The sequence below is a fragment of the Erysipelatoclostridium sp. An15 genome, assembly GCF_002160675.1.
Classification (GTDB): Bacteria; Bacillota_I; Bacilli_A; order Erysipelotrichales; family Coprobacillaceae; genus Thomasclavelia; species Thomasclavelia merdavium.
Map to the genome: position 1 here is coordinate 25,537 of NZ_NFLA01000029.1, position 12,580 is coordinate 38,116.

Here is a 12,580-nt window from a genome sequence, read left to right on the forward strand (position 1 = left end):
GCCACAAACTAACACTACCCGCCGCGCTCTCCCGCTTCACGCGGGAGGGCGCGGGAAAGGAGGGATTAGCTTTTGATATGGCAGATGATTGAAGATTGGTTTCGCGGCATTTTGACAGACGGAATACTCTCTAATCTCTCCGGGCTGTTCGACAGCGTAAATACAGAGGTTGGAGAAATCGCAACGCAAGTCGGCACAACCCCCGCCGGGTGGAACGCGGGCATATTCAATATGATACGCAGCCTATCGGAAAACGTCATTGTGCCGATTGCGGGCGTTATCATTACCTTTGTCATGTGCTACGAACTAATCCAGCTTGTAATTGAGAAAAACAATCTGCACGATCTCGACACTTGGATTTTCTTCAAGTGGATTTTCAAAACCTTTGTTGCGGTGCTGCTGGTAACAAATACTTGGAACATCGTCATGGGCGTATTTGACATTACACAGAGCGTCGTCAACGACAGCGCGGGCGTTATCATATCCGACACAAGCATAGATATTGCAACCGTTATCACCGATATAGAAGCAAAGCTGGACGCTATGAGCGTCGGCGGGCTTTTGGGGCTATGGTTTCAATCACTCTTTGTGGGGCTTACCATGAAAGCGTTGTCTATCTGTATCATGCTGGTGGTGTACGGGCGCATGATTGAAATATACCTTGTAACGAGTATCGCCCCTATCCCCGTTGCGACAATGGTAAATCGTGAATGGGGCGGCATGGGACAGAACTACTTAAAATCCTTGCTTGCCCTCGGTTTTCAGGCTTTTCTAATTCTTGTGTGCGTCGGTATTTATGCGGTTTTGATACAGACAATCGCAGCAACCGATGACATATCCGGCGCGATCTGGTCTTGCATGGGCTATACCGTCCTCTTGTGTTTTACGCTTTTCAAAACGGGAAGCCTTGCAAAATCCGTATTCAGCGCGCATTAAGGGGGTGCAGATGAAGAAATACAAAATCATTTACGCCGATCCCCCTTGGAGATACGCGAGAAGCAAGGTACAGGGCGCAGCGGAAAAGCACTATCCCACTATGAGTATTGAGGAACTTTGCGCTTTACCCGTCAAAGAAATTGCGGATAAGGACTGTATTTTATTCCTATGGGCGACGTTCCCGCAGCTTAAAGAAGCGTTGCAGTTAATCAAGGCTTGGGGATTTACCTATAAATCCGTTGCCTTTGTATGGTTAAAGCAAAATCGGAAATCGCCCACTTGGTTTTATGGCTTGGGCTTTTGGACGCGAGGAAATGCGGAAATCTGCTTGCTTGCTACCAAAGGACACCCGAAGCGACAATCAAACAAGGTACATCAATTTATTATTTCCCCTGTTGAGCAGCACAGCAAAAAGCCGGATATAACGCGGGAAAAGATACTTGCCCTTATGGGCGACCTACCGCGTATTGAACTGTTTGCAAGGCAGCATACCCCTGGTTGGGACGTATGGGGAAATGAAATCAAAAGCGACATACGGTTTGCCGGAAAGGAGGTTTGAAATGGCGTATGTAACCGTCCCAAAGGATTTAACCAAAATCAAGAGCAAGGTAATGTTCAACCTTACCAAAAGACAATTACTCTGTTTCGGCGCGGCGGTGGCTATCGGGCTACCGCTATTCTTTTTGACAAAGGACAGCGCGGGAACGACAACGGCGGCTTTGTGCATGGTGCTTGCCATGCTGCCCATGTTCCTACTCGCTATGTACGAGAAGAACGGGCAACCGCTGGAAGTGATTATACGGCAATTTGTGGAAGTGAAGTTTCTTCGCCCCAAAGAGCGACCTTATCAGACCAACAATTTTTATACCGCCCTTGCGCGGCAGGAGCGATTAGATAAGGAGGTACGGGCGATTGTCAAAGGAAAAGGGAAAGACCCAAAACAAAAAGCGTAAACTTACGCGGCAGGAAAAGAAACAGATCGACGCGCTTATCCGGCAGTCAAAGGGCGACGGGAAGCCCCATACGGCGCAGGACAGCATACCGTTTGAACGAATGTATAAGGACGGGATTTGCCGCCTTGCAAACGGGCGGTATTCCAAGTGCATTGAGTTTGAAGATATTAACTATCAGCTTGCGCAGCCGGACGACAAGACCGCCATTTTTGAAGCCCTTTGCGATATGTATAACTCTTTTGACGCTTCTATCAGTGTGCAGCTTTCCTTAATCAGCCGCCATGCGAACAAGGAGGATTTCAAGAGCAGTATCACGATTGCCCCACAGAATGACGACTTTGACAGTATCAGAGCCGAATACACCGAAATGCTGCAAACACAGCTTGAACGCGGCAACAACGGGCTTATCAAGACAAAGTTTCTCACCTTTACCATTGAAGCAAAAGATATTAAATCGGCGCGGGCGCGGCTTGCCCGTATCGAAACGGACACCCTCAACCATTTTAAGGTGATCGGCGCGGCGGCGCGGGTATTGGACGGGAAGCAGCGGCTTGAAGTGCTGCATGGGCTTTTCCACCCGGACGGGGAACGCTTCAACTTTGCGTGGGAATGGCTACCCGTAAGCGGCCTTTCCGTCAAAGACTTTATTGCCCCGTCCTCTTTCCGTTTTGGCGACGGGCGAATGTTTCAAATGGGCGGGAAGTTTGGCGCGGTTTCCTTTTTGCAGATTGCCGCGCCGGAACTTTCAGACCGTATGCTTGCCGACTTCATGGAAGCGGAAAACGGGATTGTCGTCAATCTGCACATTCAGAGTATCGACCACAACGAAGCGATCAAGACGATCAAGCGGAAAATCACCGACCTTGACCGTATGAAAATCGAGGAACAGAAAAAGGCAATCCGCAGCGGCTACGATATGGATATAATTCCGTCCGACCTTGCCACCTACGGCGGCGAAGCGAAAAACCTTTTGCGGGATTTGCAGAGCCGGAACGAGCGAATGTTTTTGCTTACGCTGTTAGTTTTGAATGTGGCAGACACAAAGCAGAAATTGGACAACGACGTATTTCAGGCCGCAAGTATCGCACAGAAATACAACTGTATGCTCACCCGCCTTGACTACCGGCAGGAACAGGGGCTTATGTCCTCTATCCCATTGGGCGAAAACCTAATCCAAATCCAGCGGGGCTTGACGACTTCCAGCACCGCCATTTTCGTCCCCTTTACGGTACAAGAGCTGTTCCAAAGCGGCGAAGCGTTGTATTACGGCTTAAACGCATTATCGAATAACATGATTTTGTGCGACAGGAAAAGGCTGAAGAACCCTAACGGCTTGATACTCGGCACACCCGGCAGCGGCAAGAGTTTTTCGGCAAAGCGCGAGATCACCAACGCTTTTCTCATTACCGCAGACGATATTATCATTTGCGACCCGGAAGCGGAATATTACCCCCTTGTGGAACGGCTGAAAGGGCAGGTTATCAAGGTTTCGCAGAACAGCACGCAGTACATTAACCCGATGGATATAAACCTCAATTACAGCGAGGGCGACACGCCCATAGCCTTAAAGAGCGATTTTATCCTTTCCTTTTGCGAGTTGATTATGGGCGGCAAAAACGGGCTGGAAGCGGTTGAAAAGACTTTGATTGACCGCGCCGTTATCAGCGTGTACCGCAGCTACCTTGCAGACCCGAAGCCGGAGAATATGCCGATTTTGGGCGACCTCTACAATGAAATCAAGAAGCAGCCGGAAAAGGAAGCGCAGCGTATCGCGTCGGCATTGGAACTCTATGTAAATGGCAGTTTGAACGTGTTTAACCACCAAACAAACGTTGACATTCACAACCGCCTTGTCTGCTTTGATATTAAAGAACTCGGCACCCAGCTACGAAAACTCGGTATGCTCATTGTCCAAGATCAAGTTTGGAACAGAGTTACCATAAACCGCAGCGAAGGCAAGGCGACGCGGTACTATATCGACGAGTTTCATTTGCTGCTCAAAGAGGAACAGACCGCAGCGTACAGCGTTGAGATTTGGAAGCGTTTTAGAAAATGGGGCGGTATTCCGACAGGTATCACCCAAAACGTGAAAGATTTGTTATCGTCCCGCGAGGTGGAGAACATTTTTGAAAACAGCGATTTTGTGTATATGCTCAACCAAGCCCAGGGCGACAGGGAAATCCTTGCAAAGCAGCTTAACATTTCGCAGCAGCAAATGACCTATGTAACCCATTCCGACGCGGGCGAGGGGCTTATCTTCTATGGCAACGTGATTTTGCCCTTTATTGACCGTTTCCCGCAAGATACGGAACTCTATCGTGTAATGACGACCAAACCCGGCGAGGTGTCGGCATGAGGATAGAAATGGACAAAATCTATTGCGGCGACAGCTTGCAGGTGCTTCAAACCTTGCCGGAAAATGCAGTTGATTGTTGCGTAACGTCCCCACCCTACTATGCCTTGCGGGACTACGGCGCAGACGGGCAGATCGGACGGGAAGCAACGCCGGAGGAATATGTTTCCCGTATTACGGCGGTATTCCATGAGGTAAAGCGGGTGCTTACGCCGGAGGGTACTTGTTGGCTGAATATCGCGGACACTTATTGCGGCACAGGCAGCAAAGCCGACCACCAAGACCCCAAATACCCCAAAGGCAGGAACGGGCAGCAAGTGGCGTTTAACCACCGCGCCCCCGGCTGCAAGCCCAAAGATTTAATTGGTATTCCGTGGCTTGTAGCCCTCGCCTTGCGGGGCGACGGTTGGTATTTGCGCAGTTCTATCATTTGGCACAAAACAAACCCCATGCCGGAAAGCACGCGGGACAGGCCGACCCGCTGCTATGAATATGTGTTTCTGCTTACCAAGTCAAAGAAGTATTATTACGATTGGCAAGCAGTAGCCGAGCCGATAGCCCCCACAACGGCGGGGCGGCTGAAAAGCGGAGTTAGCAAAGGAAATAAGTATAACGTTACTGTTCCGGGGCAAAACCAACCGCAGAAAATCAACCGCCCCCGCGAAAAGGGCGCATACGCCGACGAGTTGATTTCTCCCGTCCGCAGCCGCCGCAACGTTTGGCAGATTAACAATGTCGGCTATCATGGCGGGCATTTCGCAGCGTTCCCGCCGAAACTTGCGGAAACGTGCATTTTGGCGGGCTGTCCCATCGGCGGGATTGTCCTTGACCCCTTTTTCGGCAGCGGCACGACGGGCATGGTAGCAAAACGGCTTAACCGCCGCTATATCGGCATTGAGTTAAACCCCGACTATTGCGAACTTGCAAAACAGCGGATTGGAGGTGATGAAGATTGAGCAAGGAACTGAAAGCCCCCGACAAGGTAACGCAAAAAATGACCCGCGACGGTGCGGTTGCGGAAAACCTCACGACGGGCGAAACGTCCAGTATCAGCGAAAGGCCGCAGGAAGAAAACTATTCAGCCCCCGCAGGGGTGGCAGCGGAAAAGGTTGTGCAGCATATCGGCGCAGAGATTGAGCGACACGCAGCAAAAGGCGCGGAGAAAAAAGCCCTTGACGCGACGCAGCCTAAAACCCATTCTTCCCGCTTGCAGTTTTCCGAAGCGGAACGGGCAACGCCGGAACTTCAAAAAGCGATCAAGAAATCGGATAAGGCGGCAGACTGTTTAGACGCAGCGCGGGCGGCTATCCCCAAGCAGACCAAAATCAAGAAAGAGCGCGTTTTTGACGAAGCGAAAGGCAAGGCAAAGACGCGCCTTTCCTTTGAAAAGACGGATAAGCCCCCAAACGGCAAGTTGCGGCATAACCCCTTATCCCGTCCGGCACAGGAGTTAAACAGTACCGTACATGGGAAAATCTACGAGGTAGAGAAAGAAAACGTCGGTGTGGAAAGCGGGCACCGGGTAGAACTTGCCGGAGAGAAAGCGGGCGGCATGGCGGCGCGGGCAGTTAAGGGCGGCATACGCCGCCATAAGCTGAAACCCTACCGGGCAGCGGCGGCAGCGGAAAAACAAGCGGTAAAGGCAAACGCAGATTTTCTCTATCAAAAGGCGTTGCACGATAACCCCGCGCTTGCGCACTCCAACCCCATTTCCCGTTTTTGGCAGAAGCAGCGCATTAAAAAGCAGTATGCAAAAACGCTGAAAGCGGGCGGCAAAGCGAAAAAAACCGCTGAAGCCACCGCAAAGGCGGCGAAGAAAACCGCGCAGGAAACCAAACGGGCGACGTTCTTTGTTGTCCGGCATTGGAAAGGCTGCTTGATTGTGGGCGGGATTGCCTTTATCGTGCTGCTGCTTTTCGGCGGGCTGTCCTCTTGCTCCCTCTTTGGCGGCAACAGCGGCAGCGGCTTGATTGCGTCGTCCTATCTCTCCGAGGACGCGGATATAACGGGCGCGGAAAGCGCGTATGCCGCTATGGAAGCCGAGTTACAAGATATGCTGGACAATATCGAAAGCGAATACCCCGGCTATGACGAATACCGGGTAAACGCGGACGAGATCGAGCATGACCCCTATGTGCTAATTTCTATCCTTTCCGCGTGGCATGAGGGCGTGTTTACACTCGATGAAGTGCAAAGCACCCTTGAAATGCTCTTTGAGAAACAGTATATCTTGACGGTCGAGGAAGAAGTACAGGTACGCTACCGCACCGAAACAAGGACGGACAGCGAGGGCAACCCCTATACGGTTGAAGTCCCCTATAACTATTACATTCTTCATGTGGATTTGGAAAACTTCAACCTCTCCCATGTCCCCGTTTACATCATGGGCGAAGAACAGCTATCCATGTACGCTATGTATATGTCGTCGCTGGGAAACAGACCCGACCTTTTCCCGCAATCCGGCTATGTGTCTAAATACTATGAAAACCCGCCCGCCGATTATGAAGTACCCGCCGCGCTGCTGGGTTCCGATGAAAAGTTTGCGCGGCTCATGGAGGAAGCAGATAAATACGTCGGTTTTCCCTATGTGTGGGGCGGCAGCACCCCGGAAACCTCTTTTGATTGCAGCGGCTTTGTGAGTTATGTGTTGACGAACAGCGGCCTATACAATACGGGCAGACTTGGGGCGCAAGGGCTTTACAACATCTCAACCCCTGTTTCTAACCCGCAGCCGGGGGATTTGGTGTTCTTTACGGGTACATACGACACCCCCGGCGTTTCCCATGTGGGGATTTATGTGGGCGAGGACGGGGACGGAAGCCCCGTCATGCTGCATTGTGGCGACCCTATCCAGTATTCAAAGCTGGACACCAGCTATTGGCAATCCCACTTTTACGCCTACGGGCGGTTAAATTACAATTAAAAGGAGTTGAAAAATGAATATTGTATCTTTTGGCGGCGGCACGAATAGTGCCGCCTTACTTATTGGCCTATACAAGCACAAAATCCCGATTGACCTTATCACCTTTGCCGATACGGGCGCGGAACACCCGCATACCTATCAATTTATCGAGATAATCAATCAATGGCTTGCGGAACACGGTATGCCGCAGATTACCGTTGTGCAGTATGTTGACCGCTACGGCAACCGCCTATCTCTTGAAACCGAGTGCTTGCGCTCTCATACGCTCCCGTCGATTGCCTACGGGCATAAGCGTTGTTCGCAGAAACACAAAATCGCACCGCAGGAAAAGTTTTGCAACCACTATGCGCCTTGCCGCGAAGTATGGCAGCGCGGCGAGAAAGTCAACCGCTATATCGGCTATGACGCGGGAGAAGTGAAACGGTATGAACATTCCCGCAAGTACAACGAAGCCGACAAAAAATATCATAACCGCTACCCCCTCATTGAAGAATGGGGCTGGAACAGGGACGATTGTATCCGGGAAATCAAAGCGGCAGGATTGCCGCAGCCGGGTAAATCGTCCTGTTTCTTTTGTCCGAGCATGAAGAAACAAGAGATTTTATATCTCAAAGAACACTATCCCGATCTATTTAACCGGGCGGCGACTTTGGAAGAAAACGCTATGCCCTATCTTAAAACCGTTAAGGGATTGGGGCGCAGCTATTCATGGAAAGAACAGTTTGGAAAGGAGTAAATGACTATGGCGAACACGAAACTTGACCGTATCGAAAGGGATATTGAGAAAACGAGGGCAAAAATCCTTGAACAGCAAAAGAAGCTGAAAGACCTTGAAGCGCAGAAAGTCGAGGAAGAAAACGCGCAGATCGTGCAAATGGTAAAGGCGGTACACCTTGACGGGACGCAGCTTGCCGCGTTCCTCTCCGCTTACGCCAGCGGCGAAATCACCTTGCCGCAGCCGGAAGCCACTTACCCCGCCGAACAGGAGGACAACGACAATGAAGAATAAAAAGATAATCCGAAAGTTTACCGTATTGCTTGCCGCACTGGTTATCATGTGCGGCTTTTCTGTTACCGCTTATGCGGGCGGTGGCGATGAAAGCGACGACACGCCTACCCCCGTAACCGAGGAAACCCCCGCGCCGGAAACCGAGCCGGAAGAAACGACGGGCGGCTATGAGCCGCAGCCCCTTACCCCGGACGGGAATATGTCCCTTGTGGACGATATAACGGGTGAAGCGTCCGGCGACAAGCAGTTTATCACCGTCGTTACCAAAAGTGGCAACTATTTTTACATCATCATTGACCGCGCCGAGGACGGGGAAAATACCGTCCATTTCCTTAACCAAGTGGACGAAGCGGATTTAACCGCCCTTATGGAGGACGGGCAGACCGAAGCCCCCGTTTGTAGCTGCACCGATAAATGCGTTGCCGGAAGCGTCAACACCGCTTGCCCGGTTTGCAGCGTCAACATGAGCGAGTGCGCGGGTGTGGAAGCCGAGCCGGAGCCGGAAGAAACCGAGCAGCCGCCGGAAGAAGAAAAAGGCGGCGGCATGGGTATTCTGCTTGTCGTGCTGCTTGTTGCCGCAGCGGGCGGCGGCGCGTTCTACTACTTTAAGATTTTGAAGCCCAAAAAGGACGCGGCGAAAGGCAGCAGCAGCCTTGACGACCTTGATTTTGACGAGGACGACGAGGAAACGGAAGTAGTCGAAACCGAACAGACCGAGCAGGAGGACGATAATCTATGAAACTTGTAATTGCAGAAAAACCGAGCGTCGGGGCGGCGATTGCCGCCGTTATGGGCGCGAATGAAAAGCGCAGCGGATATTTTGAGGGCGGCGGCTACCTTGTGTCGTGGTGTATCGGGCATTTGATTAGCCTTGCAGACGCGGCGACCTACAATGAACAATTCCGTAAATGGAAGTACGACGATCTTCCCATTGTCCCGCAGGAGTGGCAGTTTATTGTTGCCAGCGGCAAGGAGCAGCAGTTTTCCATTCTCAAAGACCTTATGCACCGCAGCGACGTTACCGAGATTATCAATGCTTGCGACAGCGGGCGCGAGGGGGAACTCATTTTCCGCTTTGTCTATGAACAGGCGAATTGCAAAAAGCCCTTTTCCCGCCTTTGGATTAGCAGCATGGAAGCAAGTGCAATCCGCGAGGGCTTTTCAAATCTCAAAGACGGGCGCGGCTATGACAACCTCTATCAATCCGCGCTTTGCAGAGCAAAGGCCGATTGGCTCATTGGCATTAACGCGACCCGCCTTTTCTCTATCCTCTACCATAAAACATTGAATGTCGGCAGAGTGCAAACGCCCACCCTTGCTATGCTGGTAAACCGCGACTATGCAATCAGCAGCTTTAAGAAAGAGAAATATCATGTCGTCCGGCTGGACGTTGGCGGCGTTGCCGCCCTTTCCGAAAGGCAGGACGACGAAGCGGCGGCGCGGCAGATGAAAGCGGCTTGCGAGAAATCGCAGGCCGTTTGTACTTCCCTTAAAAAAGAGAAAAAGACCGCAGCCCCGCCGAAACTGTTTGACCTCACCGCCTTGCAGCGGGAAGCAAACCGTTTGTATGGGTTTACGGCGAAACAGACCCTTGACTATGCGCAAGCCCTTTATGAAAAACGGCTTTTGACCTATCCCCGCACCGACAGCAAATATATCACTTCCGATATGGAGGGCAGCACAAAGGAACTTATCACCGGCCTTTGCGCTGCTCTCCCCTTTATGCAGGGCGTGAAGCTGCAAGCCGACCTTGCGAGGATTTGCGACAACAGCAAAGTAACCGACCATCACGCCATTTTGCCGACAGCGGAGTTTGTGAAAACGGGCTTTTCTTCCCTTGCCGAAAGTGAGAAAAAGCTAATGACCCTTGTGTGCGCAAAACTGCTTTGCGCCGTTGCCGCGCCCTATGAGTATGAAGCGGTTACGGCGGTTTTCACTTGCGGCGGCTATACCTTTACCGCAAAGGGCAGGACGACGCTTTGCGAGGGTTGGCGCGAGATTGAAAGACTATCCCGCGCCGCGTCCGGGGAACAGGACGAGGACGCAGAGCCGGAAGCGGTTTTACCCCCGCTTGCCGAGGGGCAGACCTTTGACAATCCGGCAGCGGAGATCTCCGAACGTTACACGCAGCCCCCAAAGGCATTTACCGAAGATACGTTACTTTCGGCTATGGAGAGTGCGGGAAAGGAGGACACGCCGGAGGACGCGGAGCGCAAAGGGTTAGGCACCACCGCGACGCGGGCGGGTATCATTGAAAAACTCATTAGCGCGGGCTTTGCCGAGCGCAAGGGCAAAAAGCTAATCCCCACAAAGGACGGGTATAACCTTGTATAAATGCTACTATTAATATGTACAAAAACGATCATATAAAAATGTACAAAATCAATTCAACATAATATAATAATTCAGTTTTTATTGGAGGTTATATTATGATTATGAATTTAACAGTTAGTTCAAGTATTGAGATTAATTGTTTGCTTGATTTACCAAAATTGAAAGTATTAGTAGAGGAGTTAAAATTGAAAATAAATAAATCACAAATTGCCCGAGAGCTTGGTGTAGATAGAAGATTGATTGATAAATATATGAATGGTTATACTAAGCCAAAGAAAAGAGAAAGAAAAAGTAAGTTAGATAATTTTTATCAAATAATATATGACTTGCTGATCAATCAAAATACTCAGGTTTTCTTTTATAAAAGAGTTTTATGGCAATATCTAAAAGATAATCATGGATTAGAGTGCTCAGCTTCCCATTTTAGAAAGTGGATCAGCCAGCATGAGGAATTTGATAAATACTTTAATGGCAGAACAAACAGGACAGTAAATGGTAAAATTAGAAACAATATGACAAATCATCGGTCAATCAAAAGAGAGACTGGTATGGGAGTTGAGGCACAATTGGATTGGAAGGAAAATATGCATTATACCTTAAGCACAGGTGAGGTTATTGAATTAAATATCTTTGCACTTGTATATTCCTATTCAAGATATAGGATTAATTTCATCTCACTTACAAAAAAGCAGGGTGCTCTGTTTCATTATCTTGATCAGGCATTTGAAGCAGCTGGTGGTGTGCCTGACATCTTAAAAACCGATAATATGAAAACAGTCATGGATGAGGCAAGAACAGAATATTCGAGTGGAAAGGTCAATGCAAAGTTTCAACAGTTTGCGGATGATTATGGCTTTATAGTGAAACCTTGTATTGCCGGAAAACCATGGAGTAAAGGGAAGGTTGAAGCGCCAATGAAATTATGGGATGAACTATATGCTTATAATGGGAAGCTGAACTATGCACAACTGAATGAAAAAGTAATGGAAATCAATGAAAGAAATAATTGCCAGGTGCACAGTGAAATAGGAAAAATTCCGAAACTTCATATCCAAAAAGAAAAAGATTTCTTATCCCCTTTACCACAAGAAAAGATAAGAAATCAGTATAAAATCACCATTAGACCAGTAAAAGTAGATTCACAGAGTTTGTTTTCCTATAAAGGTAATAAATATTCCGCACCACCAGAATATATTGGTAAAACAGTGAAACTACAGATATTTGATGATTATATACATGTGTATTCTAACACAAGACTTATAACAATTCATCAAATATCTCAATCAAAATATAATTATCATGAAGAACATTATCAAAAAATATATGAAGTAAGTTTTAAAGACAGTTCGGATGAAATCAAACAATTAGCTAAGGCAAATTTAAATTTGATAGGAGAAATATACAATGAGTAGTACATATATGCAATTGAAAAATAACCTGAATTACTTGAAGTTAAGTCAAATGAATGAAAATTTAGATGAGATGTTGGATTATATAGCCAGAAACAATCTATCTTTTACAGAAGGATTGATCAAATTGACGCAGATAGAAATCGATCATAGAGAAAAGAATATGGTCAAGTCAATGGTTAAGGTAGGGGCATTTCCTCATCATAAAGAATTAAGGGATTTTGATTTTGATTTTCAGTCATCAATAAACAAACAGCAGATATTGGATTTTGAGACACTCAGATTCATCGAGAATTGTGAAAACATCGTATTTCTGGGTAATAGTGGTGTAGGTAAAACACACCTGGCTGTAAGTATAGGCATTGCCGCGGCAAAGCGTAGAAATAGTACATATTTCATCAAATGTCATAATCTTATTCAACAATTGAAGAAAGCAAATAACGAGAACAGATTGGAAGATAGACTTCGCCATTTTACCAAATATAAAGTACTGATCATAGATGAACTTGGCTATCTTCCGATTAATAAAGATGATGCGAAATTGTTTTTTCAATTGATAGATAGACGTTATGAAAAAAGAAGCACGATATTAACTACAAATATCAATTTTAGTGAGTGGGATGAAGTCTTCTGTGATGTGGTCATGGCAAACGCTATTTTAGA

10 protein-coding genes and 2 pseudogenes are annotated in these 12,580 nt (G+C 48.4%); all 12 read left to right on the plus strand.

Annotated elements, in window-relative coordinates; translation table 11 throughout:
• The first annotated feature begins 84 nt into the window (after positions 1-84).
• On the plus strand, positions 85-936 hold the full coding sequence (locus tag B5E92_RS09815; RefSeq protein ID WP_003502113.1) for a VirB6/TrbL-like conjugal transfer protein, CD1112 family: 852 nt from the start codon (positions 85-87) through the stop codon (positions 934-936).
• Between the two features lie 10 nt (positions 937-946).
• Positions 947-1,495 carry an MT-A70 family methyltransferase gene (locus B5E92_RS09820; protein ID WP_002604480.1) on the plus strand — a complete coding sequence of 183 codons (549 nt, stop codon included), beginning with the start codon at positions 947-949 and terminating at the stop codon, positions 1,493-1,495.
• Position 1,496: 1 nt separating this feature from the next.
• A complete protein-coding gene (locus B5E92_RS09825) occupies positions 1,497-1,889 on the plus strand; it encodes a PrgI family protein (RefSeq protein WP_002604479.1) in 393 nt (130 codons plus the stop codon).
• Positions 1,849-4,245 (plus strand): VirB4-like conjugal transfer ATPase, CD1110 family, encoded by a 2,397-nt coding sequence (locus B5E92_RS09830; protein WP_002604478.1) that lies wholly within the window; start codon positions 1,849-1,851, stop codon positions 4,243-4,245. The genes B5E92_RS09825 and B5E92_RS09830 overlap by 41 nt, the downstream gene beginning before the upstream one ends.
• Entirely contained in the window at positions 4,242-5,198 is a 957-nt protein-coding gene (locus B5E92_RS09835) for a site-specific DNA-methyltransferase (RefSeq protein ID WP_002604477.1), read from the plus strand. Before B5E92_RS09830 ends, B5E92_RS09835 begins: the two co-directional genes overlap by 4 nt.
• The gene (locus B5E92_RS09840; protein WP_002604476.1) at positions 5,195-7,165 is read left to right on the plus strand and encodes a C40 family peptidase; all 1,971 of its coding nucleotides are present in this window, start codon (positions 5,195-5,197) and stop codon (positions 7,163-7,165) included. Before B5E92_RS09835 ends, B5E92_RS09840 begins: the two co-directional genes overlap by 4 nt.
• Before the next feature lie 13 nt (positions 7,166-7,178).
• Positions 7,179-7,901 (plus strand): phosphoadenosine phosphosulfate reductase family protein, encoded by a 723-nt coding sequence (locus B5E92_RS09845; RefSeq protein WP_002604475.1) that lies wholly within the window; start codon positions 7,179-7,181, stop codon positions 7,899-7,901.
• A gap of 6 nt (positions 7,902-7,907) precedes the next feature.
• On the plus strand, positions 7,908-8,174 hold the full coding sequence (locus tag B5E92_RS09850; RefSeq protein ID WP_002584965.1) for a DUF4315 family protein: 267 nt from the start codon (positions 7,908-7,910) through the stop codon (positions 8,172-8,174).
• On the plus strand, positions 8,164-8,913 hold the full coding sequence (locus B5E92_RS09855; RefSeq protein ID WP_002584964.1) for a DUF4366 domain-containing protein: 750 nt from the start codon (positions 8,164-8,166) through the stop codon (positions 8,911-8,913). The genes B5E92_RS09850 and B5E92_RS09855 overlap by 11 nt, the downstream gene beginning before the upstream one ends.
• Positions 8,910-10,505: pseudogene (locus tag B5E92_RS09860) on the plus strand (DNA topoisomerase); the annotation flags it as partial. The gene B5E92_RS09855 and the pseudogene B5E92_RS09860, both read left to right, overlap by 4 nt.
• Positions 10,506-10,603: 98 nt before the next feature.
• Positions 10,604-11,916, plus strand: a pseudogene (gene istA, locus B5E92_RS09865) (IS21 family transposase).
• A partial coding sequence (gene istB / locus B5E92_RS09870) for an IS21-like element helper ATPase IstB (protein WP_087301692.1) occupies positions 11,913-12,580 on the plus strand: 668 nt, incomplete at its 3' end. The pseudogene istA and the gene istB, both read left to right, overlap by 4 nt.